This window comes from Clostridium sp. AF27-2AA, assembly GCF_003478505.1.
In the GTDB taxonomy this organism is placed as follows: Bacteria; Bacillota; Clostridia; order Lachnospirales; family Lachnospiraceae; genus Brotaphodocola.
On sequence record NZ_QUFI01000026.1, the window covers coordinates 21,895 to 42,594 of the forward strand.

The 20,700-nt window shown below is 49.5% G+C and carries 20 protein-coding genes and 8 tRNA genes; 24 read left to right on the forward strand and 4 right to left on the reverse strand.

What is annotated here, in order from left to right:
- The first annotated feature begins 99 nt into the window (after positions 1-99).
- Together DWY84_RS13075 and DWY84_RS13080 are read left to right on the forward strand one after the other, a co-directional pair.
- Positions 100-1,323: a hypothetical protein gene (locus DWY84_RS13075; protein ID WP_118533822.1), complete on the forward strand. Its 1,224-nt coding sequence runs from the start codon at positions 100-102 to the stop codon at positions 1,321-1,323.
- Positions 1,324-1,381: 58 nt separating this feature from the next.
- Positions 1,382-1,789, forward strand: a complete 408-nt coding sequence (locus tag DWY84_RS13080) for a PTS sorbitol transporter subunit IIB (protein WP_118533823.1) — start codon at positions 1,382-1,384, stop codon at positions 1,787-1,789.
- Positions 1,790-1,852: 63 nt separating this feature from the next.
- Here DWY84_RS13080 and DWY84_RS13085 read toward each other — a convergent pair whose 3' ends face one another.
- The gene (locus DWY84_RS13085) at positions 1,853-2,656 is read right to left on the reverse strand and encodes an MBL fold metallo-hydrolase (protein ID WP_118533824.1); all 804 of its coding nucleotides are present in this window, start codon (positions 2,654-2,656) and stop codon (positions 1,853-1,855) included.
- A 109-nt stretch (positions 2,657-2,765) separates the two neighbouring features.
- Between DWY84_RS13085 and DWY84_RS13090 the strand changes: the two genes are divergently transcribed.
- The gene (locus DWY84_RS13090) at positions 2,766-3,269 is read left to right on the forward strand and encodes a DUF1700 domain-containing protein (RefSeq protein ID WP_118533825.1); all 504 of its coding nucleotides are present in this window, start codon (positions 2,766-2,768) and stop codon (positions 3,267-3,269) included.
- Between the two features lie 28 nt (positions 3,270-3,297).
- Here DWY84_RS13090 and DWY84_RS13095 read toward each other — a convergent pair whose 3' ends face one another.
- Positions 3,298-4,380, reverse strand: coding sequence for a M23 family metallopeptidase (locus DWY84_RS13095; protein WP_118533826.1), 1,083 nt, complete (start codon positions 4,378-4,380; stop codon positions 3,298-3,300).
- Positions 4,381-4,580: 200 nt separating this feature from the next.
- Between DWY84_RS13095 and DWY84_RS13100 the strand changes: the two genes are divergently transcribed.
- From DWY84_RS13100 to DWY84_RS13180, 17 genes are all read left to right on the forward strand, one after another.
- A complete protein-coding gene (locus tag DWY84_RS13100; protein ID WP_118533827.1) occupies positions 4,581-5,195 on the forward strand; it encodes a C40 family peptidase in 615 nt (204 codons plus the stop codon).
- A gap of 246 nt (positions 5,196-5,441) precedes the next feature.
- Complete coding sequence (locus DWY84_RS13105; RefSeq protein WP_347560801.1) at positions 5,442-5,675, forward strand: hypothetical protein; 234 nt, start codon at positions 5,442-5,444, stop codon at positions 5,673-5,675.
- 279 nt (positions 5,676-5,954) lie between these two features.
- Positions 5,955-7,757 (forward strand): alpha/beta fold hydrolase, encoded by a 1,803-nt coding sequence (locus tag DWY84_RS13110; RefSeq protein WP_118533829.1) that lies wholly within the window; start codon positions 5,955-5,957, stop codon positions 7,755-7,757.
- Positions 7,758-7,828: 71 nt separating this feature from the next.
- The gene (locus DWY84_RS13115) at positions 7,829-8,413 is read left to right on the forward strand and encodes a TetR/AcrR family transcriptional regulator (RefSeq protein WP_118533830.1); all 585 of its coding nucleotides are present in this window, start codon (positions 7,829-7,831) and stop codon (positions 8,411-8,413) included.
- A gap of 150 nt (positions 8,414-8,563) precedes the next feature.
- Positions 8,564-8,881: a rhodanese-like domain-containing protein gene (locus DWY84_RS13120; protein WP_182434957.1), complete on the forward strand. Its 318-nt coding sequence runs from the start codon at positions 8,564-8,566 to the stop codon at positions 8,879-8,881.
- 115 nt (positions 8,882-8,996) lie between these two features.
- On the forward strand, positions 8,997-9,542 hold the full coding sequence (gene yfcE / locus DWY84_RS13125; RefSeq protein ID WP_118533832.1) for a phosphodiesterase: 546 nt from the start codon (positions 8,997-8,999) through the stop codon (positions 9,540-9,542).
- Between the two features lie 11 nt (positions 9,543-9,553).
- Positions 9,554-10,741: a class I SAM-dependent RNA methyltransferase gene (locus tag DWY84_RS13130; RefSeq protein WP_118533833.1), complete on the forward strand. Its 1,188-nt coding sequence runs from the start codon at positions 9,554-9,556 to the stop codon at positions 10,739-10,741.
- 26 nt (positions 10,742-10,767) lie between these two features.
- Positions 10,768-12,201 (forward strand): lectin like domain-containing protein, encoded by a 1,434-nt coding sequence (locus DWY84_RS13135; protein ID WP_243024859.1) that lies wholly within the window; start codon positions 10,768-10,770, stop codon positions 12,199-12,201.
- A gap of 14 nt (positions 12,202-12,215) precedes the next feature.
- Positions 12,216-12,827, forward strand: a complete 612-nt coding sequence (rdgB, locus tag DWY84_RS13140; RefSeq protein ID WP_118533842.1) for an RdgB/HAM1 family non-canonical purine NTP pyrophosphatase — start codon at positions 12,216-12,218, stop codon at positions 12,825-12,827.
- Positions 12,827-13,318, forward strand: a complete 492-nt coding sequence (locus DWY84_RS13145) for a metallophosphoesterase (RefSeq protein ID WP_118533834.1) — start codon at positions 12,827-12,829, stop codon at positions 13,316-13,318. Before rdgB ends, DWY84_RS13145 begins: the two co-directional genes overlap by 1 nt.
- Positions 13,319-13,494: 176 nt before the next feature.
- A tRNA-Pro gene (locus DWY84_RS13150) sits at positions 13,495-13,569 on the forward strand.
- 14 nt (positions 13,570-13,583) lie between these two features.
- Positions 13,584-13,654 (forward strand) — tRNA-Gly (locus tag DWY84_RS13155).
- A gap of 25 nt (positions 13,655-13,679) precedes the next feature.
- A tRNA-Arg gene (locus tag DWY84_RS13160) sits at positions 13,680-13,753 on the forward strand.
- A gap of 36 nt (positions 13,754-13,789) precedes the next feature.
- Positions 13,790-13,863 (forward strand) — tRNA-His (locus DWY84_RS13165).
- A 56-nt stretch (positions 13,864-13,919) separates the two neighbouring features.
- Positions 13,920-14,000 (forward strand) — tRNA-Leu (locus DWY84_RS13170).
- Between the two features lie 156 nt (positions 14,001-14,156).
- Positions 14,157-15,218, forward strand: a complete 1,062-nt coding sequence (gene trpS, locus DWY84_RS13175) for a tryptophan--tRNA ligase (protein ID WP_118533835.1) — start codon at positions 14,157-14,159, stop codon at positions 15,216-15,218.
- 110 nt (positions 15,219-15,328) lie between these two features.
- A tRNA-Gln gene (locus DWY84_RS13180) sits at positions 15,329-15,400 on the forward strand.
- A gap of 149 nt (positions 15,401-15,549) precedes the next feature.
- On the opposite strand, the gene DWY84_RS13185 is transcribed toward DWY84_RS13180, so the two are convergent.
- Positions 15,550-15,621, reverse strand: a tRNA-Glu gene (locus DWY84_RS13185).
- A 4-nt stretch (positions 15,622-15,625) separates the two neighbouring features.
- A tRNA-Pro gene (locus tag DWY84_RS13190) sits at positions 15,626-15,699 on the reverse strand.
- Between the two features lie 258 nt (positions 15,700-15,957).
- Between DWY84_RS13190 and DWY84_RS13195 the strand changes: the two genes are divergently transcribed.
- The 4 genes from DWY84_RS13195 to DWY84_RS13210 all read left to right on the forward strand — a co-directional run bounded on the left by DWY84_RS13195 (position 15,958) and on the right by DWY84_RS13210 (position 20,662).
- Positions 15,958-16,197 carry an NAD(P)H-dependent oxidoreductase subunit E gene (locus tag DWY84_RS13195; protein ID WP_118533836.1) on the forward strand — a complete coding sequence of 80 codons (240 nt, stop codon included), beginning with the start codon at positions 15,958-15,960 and terminating at the stop codon, positions 16,195-16,197.
- A 2-nt stretch (positions 16,198-16,199) separates the two neighbouring features.
- A complete protein-coding gene (locus tag DWY84_RS13200; RefSeq protein WP_118533837.1) occupies positions 16,200-17,933 on the forward strand; it encodes a [Fe-Fe] hydrogenase large subunit C-terminal domain-containing protein in 1,734 nt (577 codons plus the stop codon).
- Position 17,934: 1 nt separating this feature from the next.
- Positions 17,935-19,116, forward strand: a complete 1,182-nt coding sequence (locus tag DWY84_RS13205; protein ID WP_118533838.1) for a SpoIIE family protein phosphatase — start codon at positions 17,935-17,937, stop codon at positions 19,114-19,116.
- 88 nt (positions 19,117-19,204) lie between these two features.
- On the forward strand, positions 19,205-20,662 hold the full coding sequence (locus DWY84_RS13210; protein WP_118533839.1) for a 4Fe-4S dicluster domain-containing protein: 1,458 nt from the start codon (positions 19,205-19,207) through the stop codon (positions 20,660-20,662).
- The last annotated feature ends 38 nt before the right edge of the window (positions 20,663-20,700 follow it).

Below are 20,700 nucleotides of genomic sequence, written 5' to 3' on the forward strand. Positions count from 1 at the left end.
CGGACATGTCGCCTGATGGTGACATCACCATAATGACGGTTCTGCCTGTCTTATTTGGCAGGCAGAGCCCTTTTTTATTCAACTAAGGGGAGATATCATATGGTTGAAGTAAGCGCAGCAAAACGTAATATCACACCTCCATTTCCTATGTATATGCGCGGTTATGCCATGAGAACAGGAAAATCCATTGGTGTTTTAGATGAACTTTACTGCAGGACTTTAGTCCTGCGCATTAACGGGGAGATTTTTATATGGTCCACTCTGGATCTGTGCCGGTTAGAAGAACCGATCTCTGATTATGCCCGCACAGTCCTTGCCGGAAAATATTCTGTTCCAAAGGAAAATATCATCATCGGAACCATTCATACACACTCTGGCCCTGATATCAGCTTTGAAGATGAAGGAGAAGACAGAAATCATCGCAAGGCAGTTTACAGGGAGCTGGTAATGAAACAGCTTTTTGACGCTGTAGATGAATGCTTTGACCGTGGTTTCTTAGAGGTAACACCTTATATGGTAAAGGGAACAATAGAAGGTGTATACGGAAACCGCAATTATATTGACAAACCAAGTGATAAAGATATCAACATGATCCTGTTCCGCAATGAAAACCATGTAGTAGCAGGTATGTTCCAGTTTACCTGCCATCCAACGGTCCTTGGCATCCACAATATGAAGATCAGTTCTGATCTTTTGGGAAATATCGGAAAAGCACTGGATGAAAAATACAATAGTATTTTCATTACCATGCAGGGCGCCTGCGGTGATATGGGCAATCGCCAGTACCGTCAGGGAAATAATGAAAAAGAGCTGTGGCGTGTCCGCGATGGAATCATGGAGCAGATTGATATTTTTGCGGAAACAGAAACTCCTATGGAGTTAAAGGTTGACGCTGTAAAGACTGCCGAGTATACCATTCATCAGACCTATGATCTGGATGTCATGAAGGCACAGTTAGCAGAAGATGAAAAGAAACTGTCTGCTGCTGTCACAGAGGATGATAAGAAGCTTCTCTGGTCCGGTGTCCGTCACATGAGAAGAAAAATTAAGGCAGGTGGTATCGATGTTACACTCCGATCTGTTATTTTCCACTTAGGTGATCTGGAGATCATCACGATTCCGGGAGAGTTGTTTTCTACCTTCGGAATAGAGATCAAAAAGCATTTTCATGCTCCTATGCGCATCGTATGGGGTTATGCAAACTACAGTGCAGGTTATATCGTAGAGAAAGATGAATTCGGAAAAGGTTATGAAAGCATGCAGACTCCTTTTCTCCAGGGAGAAGCAGAACTTTACGTAGATCATCTGATCAAATCTCTGTAGAATCTGATCCCCGTCACGCTATCGCAATTACAACTATAAAACTATAAGGAGAAGCGTTATGAGAAGATATATTATCGCCTCCCATCATTTACTGGCTAATGGCCTCAAAGACACATTGAATTTTCTTACTTCTATGGACGGCATCATTGACATCAGCGCTTATATGGATGACACCGATCTTCCAACCCAGATTAAGGAATTATTTGATTCCTTTGACCCGGAAGATGAAGTAGTTATGATGACAGACATGTTAGGAGGCAGCGTAAATCAGCAGTTCTGCCCATATGTAAACGAACATCGGCACCTGATTTGCGGTATCAATCTTCCATGTGCCTTAAGCCTGGTATTACAGCCTCAGGATATGCCTCTTACTGCTGAGACTGTCCGGACTATAGTAGAAGAATCAAGAAGTCATCTGATCTATGTAAATGAGTATCATGATGGGACAAATGAGGATGATGAGTAGGAAATATGTAAAGTGAGAAGATAAACACGACGGCCTCCCGCATTGTGCGGGAGGCCATTTTTGTTAAAGCGCTATAATATCCCGGTCTTCCGGCACATAGAGATTTCCATGATAGTAAGTCTTGCCTTCGGTCATGTAAAGCTCTTTCCGCTTTCCGACGGATTTGTCTTCGGTATGCCAGAGCACCAGATTCGGAATATGCAGGCTTTCGGCCAGCTCTGCGGCGTCTTTGACGGTGCTGTGATGTTTCTCATAAGGCTTGAAGCGGTCACGCTCATCGTACAGGCAGAACGCCTCGTGGAGCAGCCAGTCGCTTCCTTTTACATAAGGCTCGCAGGCTGGATTGTAAGGCTCATCACCGGCGCAGGTCAGCTTTTTGCCATTTTTCAGAACCGTGGTAAAGCCAAATTGACGGGCTTTGGTGGAATGGATGTCGAAGAATGTAACATCGTAATCCAGGATATGTAAGGTTTCTCCGTCATGGACCGGAATCAGGTGAATGCGGTCGCCAATGAGACGGTAGAATTTGTCCTGCAGGGTCAGTTTGCAGAAGGTGTCGATGGTGGATACCAGGCCGTCGTGGCAGTAGATCTGGAAATCTCCGTCGTATTTGCCGTTTTTCATGCGGGTGGCAATGAAACGGACCAGCCAGATGACACCGAGAATGTGGTCGGTGTGTTCATGAGTCACGAACAGATGATGGATCTGAGGATAATCAATTTTCATATCTTCCAGAATCCGCAGGATTCCGTTGCCGCCGCCGGCATCGACCATGAAATACTGGTCTCCGTCACGCAGGGCAAAACAGGTATTGTAATAATGGGTGGCATTGGCGTTGCCGGTGCCAAATACATAAAGCTCTTCCATAGGATGTCATACTCCTTATCATTTCGTGAAAACTTGTAACTGTTCAATTTGCAGTATTTATGGTACTATACTTCTAGAAAAAAAGCAACCTGAGAGGAGGCATACCGAGTTGAACAGAGAAGAATTTCTGCGGGGACTGGAGAATGCGCTTTCCGGCAATGTTCCGCCGTCTGTGGTGCGGGACAATCTCCGTTATTACGATGATTATATTCGTTCCGAGCGTCAGAAGGGGCGGTCGGAAGCTGACATTATGGATGAACTGGGAGATCCGCGTCTGATTGCCCGTACCATTCTGGATACAACGCCGGGAGCGGCAGAGGGTGAGTATGAGGAGTATCATCCATTTGGCAGTTTTGCCGGAAACAGCGGCAGAAGCAGTCAGCAGGAGAATGCACAGCAGACGCAGTCTGGTGGCTACAGCGGAAGCGGGAACATTCATTACTATGACTTGAATAAATGGTACTGGAAGGTGCTGGCGGTTGTGATTGTAATTTTATTTTTCACACTGGTGCTTACAATCATAGGCGGCATTCTGACGCTGCTCATTCCGCTGCTGCCGGTGATCGGCATTGTGGCACTGGTCATGTGGCTGGTACGCGGTCCGCGCGGCTAAAACAACAGAAAATGGAGCTGTGATCCTGTCAGGGCACTGCTGGATCTCGCATTTCAAGAACTCGGAAATATTCTTTTGTTTCCGGGTTCTTTTTTGTCTCGGAGCGGTTTAACTGCAAAAACTGGACAAGCTGGTAACAGTCAATCCAGATTTCGTTGTTTCCCTCTTTCTGGGATTCATCAAAGATCAGCTGGAGACCGAAATGCAGATGCGGTTCGTCAATGTTGTTTGTGTTTTCCGTGCGGCTGTAGCCGGTGCGGCCCAGATAGCCGATCACATCACCGGCCTGGACGATGCTGCCTTCCTTTAACGATTTATGATAGGGATAATTTTTCCGCAGATGCGCGTAATAATAGTAGCGTTTTTTATCAAAACTGCGAATGCCGAGCCGCCAGCCGCCGTACTGGTTCCAGCCGATGGCTTCCACATAACCAGATTCTACGGCAATGACAGGTGTTCCCACCTGTCCCATCATATCGTGTCCCAGATGCTGACGCCTGTAGCCATAACTGCGTGATACACCGAAATCGTCATAATCCTGGTAGGGAAAGTTTTTTGCGATCGGGGAAAATGCCTTCAGTCCGTATTTGGTGACCCAGGATACACTGCCGTCCTCAACGGGTTCTTCAATTTCATAAGCGCCGACCATGCCGCCCAGAACTGCGGTATAGGCTTCCAGATAATAGGCGTAGTATTTCATGTTTTCCGTCAGGGACTGCATGGAGGCTCCGCCTTTTATGCGTTCTGCCAGCGCGTCCATGTCTGCGGCGCGGTAGCGGGAAAAATCACCGCCGTAGCGGGCCGCCAGATAGGCCAGAAGCTCGATCCAGTTTAAATGGCAGTCAGAGGTAAAACTGTCCACATCCAGCCGCAGAGCCTGGCGCAGCGCTTCATTTGAAACTGTGAAATCTACCCACTTGATAAAGTGTTTTTCTTCTGTCCTGGCAGAATCGGATGGAGATGCGGATCGGGCGGCGGAGAGAAGTGCGTTGGAGGACGGCATTCGGGAAAAAATGGAGAAGGCCAGGGCGGTAAGAATCAGAAGTTCTGCGGTAACCACAAAACGGAGAAACCGCGACCGGGCATACTGAAACAAGGGGGAAGATTGCATGGCTCTGTTCCCTTGGCTTTTTACCATTTTATGGGAAAATCATACATTTATCACAGAAAGTTTAAGAAAATTATTAAGAAATAGTAAATTCTGCCCAGATTGCTTGACTCAGAAGCGTCATACGTGTATAATCAGTTTGTAACATAGTTAACAATTATGTAATATTTGGAAATAAAGTATTCACGATTGGAGAGCGGTTCATGAAGAAAACAGTATTATACATAGCAGCAGTGCTGGCAGTATCAGGCGGTTTGATGTGGCAGAAACCTATGGTTGCACACGCAGAGCCAGAGGTCATCCAGGAAGCTCCGGTTTCTACTGTACTTGAAGTTGCGACGGAAGAAGATTCCGATGAGGACAACGGACCGGCTCCGGAGATCCAGGCGGCAAAGAAGCTGGAAGAAGAGCTGGCAGCAGCAGAGACAGCGGCAGCCGAGGCAGCGGAAGCAACAGCCAATGCCCGCCAGAATCTCGTGAACTACGCCCTTCAGTTTGTGGGTGGACCGTACCGTGCAGGCGGCAATGACCCGCGTACCGGTGTGGACTGTTCCGGTTTCGTGCGTTATGTCATGCAGCACGGCGCAGGCATCAGCATGAACCGTTCCTCCGGTTCCCAGGCAACCCAGGGACATGCAGTGAACTCCAGCCAGATGCAGCCGGGGGATCTGCTGTTTTATTCCGGCGGTTCCGGCATCAATCATGTGGCTATGTACATTGGAGACGGTAAGATTGTGCATGCATCTACCTATGCGACCGGTATCAAGATTTCCAAATGGAACTATCGCAATCCGGTAAAGATCGTAAGCATGTTTTAAATTACATTGCTTTTTCCAAAGATATCCAGTATAATGAAGCGGAAGAATGCTGATTCCCTTAAATCAGTTTCTTCAACCTTATTAATTATTTATACTCCCTAAGAAAAGTCGGACAGCTCCCCTGTCCGGCTTTTTACGTTGTAGTAAAATGGAAAAAACAGACAGAACCGCGCCGGTATATTTGAACCTTAAAACTGCATACTAATCCTGTAACAAATTTACAAGTCCAAACAGGAGGGAATCATTATGAGAGATCATTACAGTGATATGGACAACAGCAGAAACTGTCATACTTCTAATTTCGTGGATTCTGAGAAGAACAGCACTCAGAATACCAGCCGCAATTCCAGCCAGAACAGCGCCAAGAATACCAGCCGTAACTCCAGTCAGAACAAAACCCAGAATACCAGCCGTAATTCCAGCCAGAACAAGGCACAGAACTCCAGCCGGAATAACATGGATAACAGCAGCAGAAATTAACATTCTCAAATTATGATCGGACACGAGCCAGCGGACGCGCTACAAACGCGTCTGCTGGCTTCCTTTTTTATATGAAAGAATCGCTATAGGAAAAATGCATAGATTTTTGCTGAAAAATTGTCAAGAGTGCTGAAAGTCAGAAATCACCGGAGAAAAAGAGCATATTGGAATTGACGTTAAAAATATAACATGTTATATTTTATAAAAACATAACGCGTTATATTTTAGGACCGAAAGGTCTGGAAGCAATCAGTTTCTTAAAACACAAGGAGAAGGATTATGAAGAGAAAAAAGAATAAGGCAGTCTCATTTTTTGCTGCCTGCATGGCAATTCTGCTCGTTTGTTCCACACTGATCTGGGGATTTCAAACAAGCTGGGGTAGCGTGAAAATCAAACGGCTGAATCTGACCAGTCAGGATGGAACAACCGTGAGTTCCCTGATTTACATACCCAAAAACGCAACCGATGAAACACCGGCACCCGTAGCCGTAATCTATCATGGCCGTTCCAATCATGCTCATTCCAATGATACCTGGAGCATGGAACTGGCACGCAGAGGTTATGTTGTGCTTTCGCCGGATCTTCAGGGAGGTGGGGAGTCTGATCCGTCTGTAGATCGCAGTATTCAGGCAAAAACGGTTGCGGAATACGCAAACAGCCTGTCCTATGTAGAAAAAGATGCCATCAATCTGATCGGTTATTCTGCAGGAACACAAACAGTTCTTCAGACTTATAAAGCAATGCCGGATCAGGTGAAGAGTATCTGTGAAGTGTTTGGACCATTTATGATTCAGATGGCAGGTGGCATTGATGATGTAGATACTGATTTTTGTCTGATTAAATCTGATGCGGACCAGTACGACTATTTCTTTATTGGTGATCCACAGGCATGTACGGATTATGTAACAAAAGCATCTGGTCTGCCTGAGGTTGTGTCTGGTCAGGATTATGACCGAAACGGCAAGCTGTTCCGCTATTCTGAGATTGGCGGAACCCTGCACCAGACCGGCAACATCAGCGGTGAGACGATTCAGGCAATCCTGTCCTTTGAGGCGGCAGTCAATAACGAACCGGTTGCCCGTACAGTAGATGATACAGCATGGCTGCCGCAGCAGATCTTTTCCGGAATTGCCTGCGTGACTATGATGTTCCTGCTGGCAGCACTGGTTAACCTGCTGATGCAGAATCCGTTCTTTGCGTCCGCAGCAAACCCGGTTCCGGTGAAGGTACCGCGCAAAGGCGCAAAGGCCTGGGTACTGGATGCTTTATTTGCAGTTGTGATCCCAATAATCCTGTTTGTACCGGTATCCGCTTACGTTATGGTATGGACTGGAGCCGGAACTCCCTGGTCAAAATTCCTGACTTCCGCAAACTTAAACGGAATCATGGGATGGCTGCTGGTAGTAGCCGCAATTGGCATTGTGCGGATGATTTTTGCCGCATCCAAACGGAAAAAAGAAGGAAAGCCGAAGCATCTGTCCGAGTATGCTCTGGGCGGAGCGGCAGAAACACACATCGACTGGAGCAAACCGGCGAAAGGATTTCTCATGGGTCTGATTTGTGTAACCTTCGTGTTTGTATGGCTGAATCTGCTGGAAGGATTCCTTGGCATCAACTATCAGGTATGGAACCTTTCTACCTATTTAAAAATGAGCCCGATGCGGATTCTTCGCGCAATTCCGTATGTCCTGATCATCTTTACCGTTATGTTCATTGGAAATATGAACCAGCGTGTGCTGCCGTCCACTGGTGATGCGCGCAAAGATATGTGGATTGCGGTTGCTGTAAATACGATTATGACTGCGTTTGCATTGTTTTTGCTGCTGCTCATTCAGTATGGAGGAAGCATGCTTCTGGGCACCGGCCAGACTTTGATCCCGCAGATCGATGTATACGGAACCGGAAAGAATACCAGCTGTGGCGCTCTGGATTTTGCGTTTGGATACTGCTATATGATGGGCGGCACCACTGGTGTGGTAACCTATCTGTACCGCAAATTCGGAAATATCTGGGTAGGAGTCATTCCGGCAGCTATGTTTGCCGGTCTGGTAACCCTGTCTGGATTTACCCTGATTGCCTGACCGTTTCTTTTCAAAATACAGAAAGTACGCTATAATGATTCTATCTATTTGTGCGATGGGAGAAACGGAATATGAGCAGGATCAGGCAGCAGGAGAAGGCAAAACTTTCCAGAGAAAAACTAATGGCAGCAGCGGATGAACTGTTTGCCAGGCAGAAAATTTCAGAGGTAGGTGTCCGGGATATTGCCGCAAGGGCAGGTGTCACGACGGGAACGTTCTACCACTATTTCACGGGAAAAGACGATATCCTGGACCAGATATATCGAAGCCGTGACGCAGATATGGGCGGCATGCTGCATGACCTGGCACAGGACACAGACAGTTACTGCATGAAAATACAGAGTTTCTTTGTGGACAAGCTGGCAGGCACGGTTTTATCAGATGGCCGGGAATTTACCTGCTACCGGGTGTTCCGGATGCGAAAACACAGCAGTGATGAAAACAGCCTGTACATCGGTATGCAGGAACTGATCAGAAAAGCAATAAACGCAGGGGAATTTCGCGGTGATGTTTCCGCAAAGGAAATCAATGATTATCTGTTCGTGGTTTTTCGCGGAGTTTTGTATGAATGGTGTCTGTGCGCGGCAGATCAGGCATTTTCACTGGCAGAGCGCATGGAACGCCTGATCGGTTATGCGCTGAAGTCATTTCAGTAATGTTTGGAAAAAACAGGAGGAAGTCCTGCCTGGCAGGGCTTCCTTTTTTATGCCTAAAACATGGTATCTGCTGGCTGGCGAGTGTGGTGATTGTCCAACAGGTGCCTGTCTGCATAATATAAAGTAAGAAATGAAGACAGGCGGATGCTTATGTGGGATCTGATCAGTGGGGCACAGCTGGATGAATACCTGGATCAGGGAAGCAATGTGTTTCTGGTAGATATGCGGGATGCCAACTCGTACCGCAGGGCACATATCCGGGGAGCCGTGAATATTCCGGCCGGGGAACTGCGAAGCAGGATCGGAGAGCTGCCGCAGGACCGCCTGATCGTGCTGTACTGCTATCATGGACCGAACAGCATGCGGGCCGCGAGGTGGCTGGCCTCCCTGGGCTATGAGACAGCGGATGTGTACGGCGGGATCCAGGCCTATCGCGGAAGGTATCTGGATTGGGGAATGGAAGCGTGATTTCCGGGACTGGCGTTTCTGCGTTGTGATTTCGACAGAGGTATTCGTTGACAAGTCCATGGGCGGGTAATAAAATAACAGTATTAATGCCAAGGAAAGACGAGGAGAATCTACTATGAAATACATGTTTGCATCTGATATTCACGGTTCCGCCCACTACTGCCGGAAAATGCTGGAGGCTTACCGCCAGTCTGGCGCAGACCGCCTGATTCTGCTGGGCGATCTTCTGTATCACGGCCCCCGCAACGACCTTCCGCAGGAGTATGCGCCGAAGCAGGTGATTGCCATGTTAAATGAGTATAAAAATGAAATTATTGCTGTGCGCGGAAACTGCGAGGCCGAGGTGGACCAGATGGTTCTGGAGTTCCCGGTTATGGCAGATTACGCCATTCTGGTGCTGAACGGCCTGACCTTCTTTGCCACCCACGGACATCTGTTTAATCAGGATCAGATGCCGCCGTTAAAGGCTGGAGACATTCTGGTGCATGGCCATACGCACCTGCTGAAAGCAGAAAAAGTAAACGGACATTACATTTTAAATCCGGGTTCTACCTCCATTCCGAAGGGCGGCAATCCGGCAACGTACGCAATCCTGGATGAGCAGGATTTTAAAATCTTTGATTTTGACGGCAACGTAGTCAAAGAAGCAAAATTAGGTTAGGAAGGAACGGTATGGCGACAAAAGTATATGAACTGATTGCACCCTGTCATTTTGGTCTGGAGGCAGTCCTGAAAAAAGAAATTCTGGATCTCGGCTATGAGATTTCCCAGGTAGAAGATGGAAAAGTAACCTTTCTCGGAGATGCGGAGGCCATTTGCCGCGCAAATATTTTCCTGAGAACAACAGAGCGTATCCTGTTAAAGGTAGGAAGTTTTAAGGCGACTACATTTGAGGAGTTGTTCCAGGGAACCAAGGCACTGCCGTGGGAGGAGTACATCCCGCAGGACGGACGTTTCTGGGTCAAGAAGGCCAATTCCATCAAAAGTAAGCTCTTTAGCCCGTCGGATATCCAGTCTATCATGAAAAAGGCCATGGTCGACCGTATGAAGCAGGGCTATGGAGTGTCTGTGATTCCGGAGACCGGAGCAGATTATCCGGTGCGCGTGTCCCTGTATAAAGATATCGTGACGGTGGCGCTGGACACTACGGGCGAATCTCTTCATAAGCGTGGATACCGCAAGCTGACCAGTAAGGCACCGATCGAGGAGACGCTGGCTGCAGCCCTCATCATGCTGACCCCCTGGAATAAAGACCGCATTCTGGTGGATCCCTTCTGCGGAAGCGGAACCTTCCCGATTGAGGCAGCCATGATGGCAGCCAACATGGCACCGGGCATGAATCGTTCCTTCCTGTCGGAGGACTGGAAGCAGATCATTCCGCGCAAATGCTGGTATGATGCCATGGATGAAGCCCACGAGATGGTAGATGACACCGTGAGCGTGGACATTCAGGGATATGATCTGGATCCGGAGGTCATTAAGGCAGCCAGAGCCAATGCGGAGCTTGCGGGTGTAGCCCACATGATCCACTTCCAGCAGAGACCGGTGGCAGAGCTGAGCCATCCTAAGAAATATGGATTTCTGATCACAAACCCGCCGTACGGTGAGCGAATCGAAGAGAAAAAGAATCTTCCGGCACTGTACACCCAGATCGGGGAACGATTTAAGGCGCTGGACAGCTGGTCTGCGTTCATCATCACTTCCTATGAAGATGTGGAGAAGTACATGGGACGTAAGGCAGACAGAAACCGCAAGATTTACAACGGTATGATGAAGACCTACTTCTACCAGTTCCTGGGTCCGAAGCCGCCGAGAAGAAAGCCGGAGGGCATGCAGAAGGACCAGAGTCGCGAGCAGTAGAAGAAAACTGGCAGGGAGAGTCTGAATTGAATAAGAAGTTTGCATGGGCGGGGGTCTCCATTGCCCTGACGATGTCTGTACTCTTTACGGGCGGATGTTCTGTGGTGCGGTCTTCGGAGCCGGAAGGGCATCTGGAATCGAAACAGTCCCGGGAGACGGGCGCATCACGTTTGAAACCGGAAATCTCCCGGGAACCGGAAAGCACGGCTTTTTCGCAGGAGACAGAAAATGCTGCTGTGGAAATTCCAGCAGCAGCCGGATCAGAGCTTCCATCCCGTTACGATGCCCGGAAAGATGACCGCACGGCGCCGGTGAAGAACCAGGGGGATCTTGGTACCTGTTGGGCATTTGCCTCGCTTCTGGCGCTGGAGAGCAGCCTTCTGCCAGAGGAATCCTTTGATTTTTCTGAGGATCACATGTCCCATGATCCGAACTTTCTTCTGGATCAGAAGAGCGGCGGTGACTATATCATGTCCATGGCGTATCTGCTTTCCTGGCGGGGACCGGTGCTGGAAGAGGAGGATCCTTACGGGGATGGAATTTCTCCAACGGGACTTGCAGCGGTAAAACATGTGCAGGAAATTCAGATATTGCCGGAGTACGACCGGGAAGCTATCAAAGCGGCGGTTTACCGGACCGGCGGGGTGCAGAGCGCACTCTATACAACTCTGCAGGGGCAGCAGGACAGCCGCTATTACAGGGAAGAAACCAGAGCGTATTATTATTTCGGGACACTCCCGCCCAACCACGATGTAGTCATTGTGGGCTGGGACAATGATTATCCGGCAGAGAATTTTTCGGAGCTTCCGCCGGATGACGGGGCTTTTCTTTGTGAGAACAGCTGGGGAACGGAGTTCGGGGAAGCCGGATTCTTTTATGTTTCCTACTATGATACGAACCTTGGCACCACCAATCTGGTGTATTCAGGTGTGGAACCGGCAGACAATTACGACCGGATCTATCAGAGCGACCAGTGTGGCTGGCTTGGGCAGATTGGTTATGGCAGTGAGACCGTGTGGGGCGCGAATGTCTATGCTGCTTCCGGCGGTGCGCAAAAAATCCGGGCAGCCGGGTTTTATGCGGTGGATGCGGGCACGGAATACGAAATTAGCGTGGTCACGGATGTGCCGGAGAAGCCAACGGATGCAGACTGGCAGCGGCTGAAGCGTAAAAAGTCTGGAACGGTATCCGGAAAGCTCCAGTATGCAGGGTATTACACAATTCCGTTGTCTGAACCGGTGGAAGTACCAGATGGCGGACGATTTGCCGTGCTGGTTGAGCTTCATACGCCGGGGGCTGTTCATCCCATGGCGATTGAGTATGATTCCGAAGATGGACGAAGCCTGGTGGATATTACGGATGGAGAAGGGTATTTAAGCGCGGACGGTGATGTCTGGGAGCGGGTGGAAACGGAGCAGGAGTGCAACCTCTGCCTGAAGGCGTACTCCGTACTGAAGTGAAAAATGGAGAGAATATGAAAAAACACAGAATCGTATTTGCAACCGGCAATGCCGGAAAGATGAAGGAAATCCGCCTGATCATGGAAGATCTGGGCTGTGAGGTGGTTTCCATGAAAGAGGCGGGAGCAGATCCTGAAATTGAGGAAAATGGCACTACATTCGCAGAGAATGCGGAGATTAAGGCCCGCGCAGTGTGGAACTGCACCGGAGATATTGTGCTGGCGGATGACTCTGGCCTGGTGGTGGATTACATTGGCGGGGAGCCTGGGATCTATTCTGCCCGCTATATGGGAGAGGATACATCCTACGAGATCAAGAACCAGAACATCATTGACCGTCTGGCAGATGCAAGGGGAGGGGAACGCAGTGCCCGCTTTGTCTGCAACATTGCGGCGGTACTTCCGGATGGACGGGTGCTCCATACTGAGGCGGCCATGGAAGGACAGATTGCCATGAAACCGGCCGGATGCGGCGGCTTTGGCTACGATCCGATCCTGTATCTTCCGGAATTTGGCATGACTTCCGCGGAGATTACCCTGGAGCAGAAAAACCAGATCAGCCACAGGGGGAAAGCCCTGGAGGCCATGAAGCAGGAATTAAAGCATTACTTTGAGGAGGAATCCTGATGAAGATACTGATCGTGAGTGATACCCACAGAAAAGACGGAAACCTGTACGATGTGATCGAGAAGGAGAAGCCCCTTGACATGCTGATCCATCTCGGAGATGCAGAGGGAAGCGAGCATGTGATCGCAGACTGGCTCAATGAAGACTGCGAGCTTGTCATGGTGCAGGGCAACAACGATTTCTTTTCCTCGCTGGACCGGGAAATTGAGCTGGATTTAGGGCCGCACCGCGCTTTTCTGACTCACGGTCATTATTATAATGTCTCTCTGGACGTGGATCGCCTCTGGGAGGAGGCAAAGGACCGCGGATGTGATATTGCCATGTTTGGCCACACCCACCGGCCTTATCTGGAGGAACGGGAAGGCATTACGCTCTTAAATCCTGGCAGCCTTTCTTATCCGCGCCAGGAGGGCAGAATGCCGTCCTATATGATCATGGACCTGGAAGAGGACGGAACGATGAAGTATCACATGATGTTTCTGGGCGACTAACATGCTGCAGCAGGCTCATCAGAACGAGACGGAAACGTACCGGAACATGTTGTAGAAAAAAGTTGAAAAAAGTTTTGAAAAACTGTTGACAAATGAAGACCTGTATTATATAATTACTCTCGCGTTGTTCGGTAACGCTCAGCGAGAGCGGATGAACATACAGGTTTTCAGTGATCCGGGGTGTGGCTCAGCTTGGCTAGAGCACCTGGTTTGGGACCAGGGGGTCGCAGGTTCGAATCCTGTCACCCCGATTGTAATTGAATATGCGGGTGTAGTTCAATGGTAGAACACCAGCCTTCCAAGCTGGATACGTGGGTTCGATTCCCATCACCCGCTCTTGAAAAGTTTATCTTTTCAAAGTGAGTCTGTAGCTCAGCTGGATAGAGCAACGGCCTTCTAAGCCGTGGGTCGGGGGTTCGAATCCCTTCAGGCTCGTTTCTTTCACGAAAGTGAAAGAGGAATTTTATAATGGTGGGTATAGCGCAGCTGGTTAGCGCGCCAGATTGTGGCTCTGGAGGCCGAGGGTTCGAATCCCTCTATCCACCCTGATTGTTAGATCCTTATGCAGATATGCGTAAGGATTTTTTACAATTTCATATCCGCGGGCATGGCGGAATTGGCAGACGCGCCAGATTTAGGTTCTGGTATCTTTGATGTGCAGGTTCAAGTCCTGTTGCCCGCACTACGAAAAGCCTCGGGCAATTGCCTGGAGGCTTTTGTTTTTGGCTGCACATTTTGGCTGCATCGACAAAGGTCAGGTTGACGCGCTCTGCTGAAACAATTATAATAGAAGAATCAGCGGCTGTGCCGCACAAAGAACAAAGGAGTCCTATTATTTATGAAACAGATCATTCTGACCGGCGACCGTCCTACCGGCCGTCTTCATGTTGGCCACTATGTTGGCTCATTAAAAGAGCGTGTCAGACTGCAGAATTCCGGCAAATTCGATGAAATCTACATCATGATTGCTGATGCGCAGGCTTTAACTGACAACGCAGAACATCCGGAGAAGGTACGCGACAACATCATTCAGGTTGCGCTGGATTACCTTTCCTGCGGCCTTGACCCGGAGAAGTCTACCATCTTCATCCAGTCCATGGTTCCGCAGCTGACCGAGCTCAGCTTTTATTACATGAATCTGGTTACGGTTTCCCGCCTTCAGAGAAACCCAACCGTAAAGTCTGAGATCCAGATGCGTAACTTCGAGGCAAGCATTCCGGTGGGCTTCTTCTGCTATCCGATCAGCCAGGCAGCCGACATCACTGCATTCAAGGCCACCACTGTTCCGGTTGGTGAGGACCAGATGCCGATGATCGAGCAGTGTCGTGAGATCGTGCACAAATTCAACTCCGTATACGGCGAAACCCTGGTTGAGCCGCAGATTCTCCTTCCGCAGAACCAGGCATGCTTAAGACTGCCGGGTATCGACGGCAAGGCAAAAATGAGTAAGTCCCTCGGCAATTGCATCTACTTATCCGATGAGCCGGAGGATATCCGCAAGAAGATCATGTCCATGTTTACTGACCCGAACCATCTTCGCGTGGAAGATCCGGGTAAGGTTGAGGGCAACCCGGTATTCATCTACCTTGATGCGTTCTGCCGTCCAGAGCACTTTGCAGAGTTCCTGCCGGATTACAACAATCTGGATGAGTTAAAAGACCACTACCGCCGCGGCGGACTTGGCGATGTTAAAGTCAAGAAGTTCTTAAACAATGTCATCCAGTCCGAACTGGCTCCGATTCGTGAGCGCAGAAAAGAGTGGGAGCAGCGCCTTCCGGATGTATACGATATCCTGGCTGAGGGCAGCAAGCGCGCAGAAGCAACGGCAGCAAAGACTCTGGCTGATGTTCGCCATTCCATGAAGATTGACTATTTTGAGAATGGAACTTTAACCAAATAAGATTCTGGAAAGATGCTTTTCAGTCGGCAACGGCTGAAAACGCATCTTTTCTATTGCTTTTTTTACTGGAATCAGATATAATAGACAGGCATTTACATTATATAAACCATTGGGCCATCGCCAAGCGGTAAGGCACAGCACTTTGACTGCTGCACTCGAGGGTTCGAATCCCGCTGGCCCAGCTAAGAGAAAAAGAGCAGAACATTTTCAATTGGAAGATGTCCTGCTCTTTTTGGCTTATAGTATGGAGTGTGTGTGGGTCTGCTTTTATGAAGCGAAGAAACACCAGAGCAAACGCTCTGGTGTTTCTTCGCTTTGATTCTGGATTCTATGACCTCATCGGGAATCGAACCCGAGTTTACGCCGTGAGAGGGCGTCGTCTTAACCGCTTGACCATGAGGCCAGAATCGAGGCGACAAGATTCGAACTTGCGACCTCTGCGTCCCGAACGCAGCGCTCTACCAAACTGAGCCACGCCTCGAAGCGACTCCAATAATATAGCATCATTCTGGAAATAATGCAAGCATTTTTTTGAAAAAAATGAAAAAAGTTTTTGTATACAAGAAAAAACACGGTTTTACGCCATTTTATACAAAATACTTATTGATAAAAATGTGTCAATATGAGAAAATAAACCTATAGTATGCGCACTGTGCGCATTCGTGTAAATTATGGGTTCTGGCGTATTTGCGGGACCGGAATCAATGGGTCAGTATTAACAAAATTGGAGGATAGAGTTATGAGAGTTACGATCTGTATTGGAAGTGCATGTCATTTAAAAGGGTCAAGAGAGATCATCCAGCGCCTGCAGGAGCTGGTAAAGGAACACGGAGTTTCTGATAAGGTAGATTTAAACGGAGCGTTCTGCACCGGCAACTGTGTCAATGGTGTCTGTGTGACCGTAGATGGAGAGCTGTTCTCCTTAAAACCGGAGACCACCGATGACTTCTTTGCAAAGGAAATTTTAGGGAGGCTGTAGGTATGGCGATCATTGACTTTAAAGCAACGAAATGCCGTCACTGCTACAAGTGTGTGCGAAACTGCGAAGTCAAAGCCATCATGGTAAAGGACGGTCGTGCGGAGATTATGCCGGACAACTGTGTCTTATGCGGGCGCTGCCTGCAGATCTGCCCACAGTCGGCCAAGACCCTGGTCAGTGATTTAAGTATGGTCAAAGACATGATCGAGGCGGGGGAAAAGGTTGTTGTATCCCTTGCGCCCTCTTATATGGGTCTTTTGAAGTTTCACACCATCGGGCAGGTGCGCTGTGCGCTGATGCGGCTGGGATTTGCGGATGTACGTGAGACCTCCGAGGGAGCGGCCCTGGTGACAGCGGAGTACGCGAAGCTTCTTTCGGACGGAACCATGGAAAACATCATCAGCACCTGCTGCCCCAGTGTGAATGCACTGATTGAGAAATACTATCCGCAGCTGATTCCGTATCTGGCTCCGGTGGTTTCTCCGATGATCGCCCATGGGCGCATGATCAAACAGCAGATGGGAGCGGACACGAAGGTGGTCTTTGTGGGACCCTGCATCGCAAAAAAGCAGGAGGCCCAGGATCCGCGCCATGCGGACTGCATTGACGCGGTGTTAAATTTCAATGATATCAACCGCTGGCTGAATGAAGAGGACATCGTCATTGAGGACTGCGAAGATACTCCGTTTCCACAGATGGATCCGCGGGTGAACCGCCTCTATCCGGTGACCAGCGGCGTAATCAGTTCTGTGGTGGCCACGGAAGTAAAGCGGGACAGTTATCGGAAGTTCTATGTACATGGTGAGAGCAATTGCATCGACCTCTGCCAGAGTATGGTCCGCGGCGAGATTACGGGCTGTTTCATTGAGATGAACATGTGCTCCGGCGGCTGCATCAAAGGACCGACTGTCCATGACCGTTCCATTTCCCGGTTTAAAGTGAAACTGGATATGGAGGAGCAGATCAGCCGTGAGCCGGTTCCGGCAGAGGAGACCACTCCGGTCCTGGAGCAGGTATCACTGAACAAGGTATTTTTTGACCGTACCCCGCATGATCCCATTCCGTCTGAGGCGGAGATCCGTCAGATTCTTGCAAAGACCGGAAAAATCCGCCCGGACGATGAATTAAACTGCGGCGCCTGCGGATATCCGACCTGTCGTGAGAAAGCCATTGCGGTGTATCAGAGGAAGGCGGAACTTGACATGTGCATTCCGTTCATGTACGAGAAATCCAAGTCCTTCGCGAACCTGGTCATGGAGACTTCTCCGAATGTGGTCATGATCGTAGATGAAGATATGAAGCTTCTGGAGTATTCCGCGGTGGGCGAGAAGTATTTTGGCAAGACCCGGGCGGAGGCGCTGCAGATGTATCTGTACGAGTTCATTGACCCGGCAGATTTCCAGTGGGTCTTTGATACGCACCAGAACATTCACGGCAAGAAGGTCCATTATCCGGAGTTTAAGCTGGATACCCTGCAGAATATTGTATACATACCGGAGCAGAATGTGGTGCTTGCTACTTTCATTGATATTACTAAGGAAGAAGAGCAGGCCAGACTGGAGTATGAACGCAAGTTAGACACCATCGACCTGGCCCAGAAGGTCATCCATAAGCAGATGATGGTAGCCCAGGAGATTGCGGGTCTTCTCGGTGAGACTACGGCAGAGACCAAGACGACGCTGACGAAGCTTTGCCGGTCCCTTCTGGAGGACGGAAGCGACAACGGAGGTAAGTAGTATGGCGATTACCGTAGATGTTGCTTATAAGAGTCTGAATAAATTTACTGAGGTCCTCTGCGGTGACAAGGTGGAACTGTTAAAAACCGATGATTCCAACATCATGATCCTGGCAGACGGCATGGGAAGCGGCGTAAAGGCCAACATTCTGGCCACGCTGACATCCAAGATCCTGGGAACCATGTTTTTAAACGGTGCTACGCTGGAGGAGTGTGTGGAAACGATAGTGGAGACGCTGCCCATCTGCAAGGTGCGGCAGGTAGCCTACTCCACCTTCAGTATCCTTCAGGTGTTTCACAGCGGTGCTGCCTATCTGGTGGAGTTTGATAATCCAAGCTGCATTTTCATCCGGAACGGCAAACTGGTGCCGATCCCCCAGAATATCCGGGAAGTGCAGGGAAAGAAGATTAACGAATACCGTTTTCAGGTTCAGCGGGGCGATGCGCTGATCCTGATGAGTGACGGAACCGTCCATGCGGGCGTAGGCCAGCTTTTAAATTTTGGCTGGCTGTGGGAAGACATCGCCAAGTATGCGGTCAAGCAGTATGCCCTGACCATATCGGCTATGCGCCTCGCTGCAGCCATCTGTCAGGCCTGCGACGAGCTTTACCAGTATCGTCCGGGGGATGACACCACGGTGGCCTGCATGCGCATCATCAACGCAAAGCCGGTTCACTTAATGACCGGCCCGGCGCAGGATCCTTCCATGGATGAGGAGATGGTACGAAGCTTTATGTCGGGGGATGATTCCACCAAGCGGATCGTCTGCGGCGGAACAAGCGCCACCATCGTCTCCAGAATATTAAAGAAGCGGCTGGATGTGTCCATGGACTATGTGGATCCAGATATCCCGCCCATTGCCTACATGGATGGCATTGAGCTGGTTACAGAGGGTGTGCTGACCTTAAACCGTGTGGTACAGCTTCTGCGGCGCTATGTGAAGAATGAGACCGTTTCAGAAGATTTTTTCCTAGAACTGGATAAGCCAAACGGCGCCTCCATGGTAGCCAAGATGCTGATCGAGGACTGTACCGAACTGCATTTATATGTAGGAAAAGCCATCAACAGCGCCTACCAGAATCCGGGCCTGCCATTTGACCTGGGCATCCGTCAGAACCTGGTGGAGCAGTTAAAGACTGTGGTGGAAGAGATGGGAAAACAGGTAACCGTAACCTATTATTAGGTTTTCAATATAAATACAAAGAAAATAGAAGAGTTGAGCAGGGCGCATGGTTTTGCGGACCAGACGCCTGGAAATGAGGAGGAAAATTATGGTAACAAATGACGCAACAATCTTACGCATCAAACACGACGTACTTTACGAGGTAGCAAAGCTTGCATGGAACGGCGAGCTGGATGAGGAACACAAGGCTCAGGTTCCGTACACCATCATACCGGGACCGCAGGCACAGTTCCGCTGCTGTATTTATAAAGAGCGCGAGATCATCCGTCAGCGTGTCCGCCTGGCAGAGGGCAAGTGCCCGACCAGCGGCAAAGATTCCAGAAACGTAGTCCAGGTCATCGGCGCAGCCTGCGAGGAGTGTCCGATCGCATCCTATACGGTAACCGATAACTGTAGAAAATGTATGGGTAAAGCATGCCAGAACTCTTGTAACTTTGGCGCGATCAGCATGGGAGATACCCGTGCCCATATTGATCCGAACAAGTGTAAGGAGTGCGGCAAGTGCGCAAATGCCTGCCCGTACAACGCGATCGCACATCTGGAGCGCCCGTGTAAGAAGGCCTGCCCGGTAGACGCGATTACCTACGACGAGTATGGCGTATGCGAGATCGATGAAAATAAGTGTATCCAGTGCGGCGCCTGCATCCACAGCTGTCCGTTCGGTGCAGTCGGCTCCAAAACCTTTATGGTAGATGTCATCAACATGATCAATGCCGGCAAGAAGGTAGTAGCTATGGTGGCACCGGCAACCGAGGGCCAGTTTGGAGCTGACATTACCATGGCAAGCTGGAAGACCGCGTTAAAGAAGGTTGGCTTCGCAGATATGGTAGAGGTTGCGCTGGGCGGAGATATGACCGCTGCAGCAGAAGCAGCTGAGTGGGCAGAGGCTTATAAAGAGGGTAAGAAGATGACCACCTCCTGCTGTCCGGCATTTGTTAACATGATCAAACAGCATTTCCCGCAGCTGCTGGATAATATGTCCACCACTGTTTCTCCGATGTGTGCCGTTTCCAGAATGCTGAAAGAAAAAGACCCGGAGACGGTTACGGTTTTCATCGGACCGTGCATCGCAAAGAAGAGCGAAACTCTGGATTTAAATATCAAGGATAACGCCGACTATGCCATGACCTTTGGAGAGATCCGCGCCATGATGCGCGCGAAGGGCGTAGATCTTGAGCCGGAGGAGAACACCTATCAGGAAGGTTCTGTATTCGGCAAGCGTTTTGGTAACGCAGGCGGCGTAACCGCAGCGGTGGTAGAGTGCTTCAAGGAGATGAACGAGGATATCACCCCGAACGTAATGAAGTGCAACGGTGCGGCAGAGTGTAAGAAAGCGCTGCTTCTTATGAAGGTCGGCAAGCTTCCGGCAGACTTTGTAGAGGGTATGGCCTGTGTAGGCGGCTGTGTAGGCGGCCCAAGCAAGCATAAGACCGAGCTGGAGGCAAAGAAGGCAAGAGATCTTCTGATTGGCCAGGCAGATGACCGCGAGGTACATGCAAACTTAAAGAACCTGGGCGTAGATCAGGTCGCAATGCATAGACACTAAATAACAATATAGAGACAGAACCCACTACAGGTCCGAAG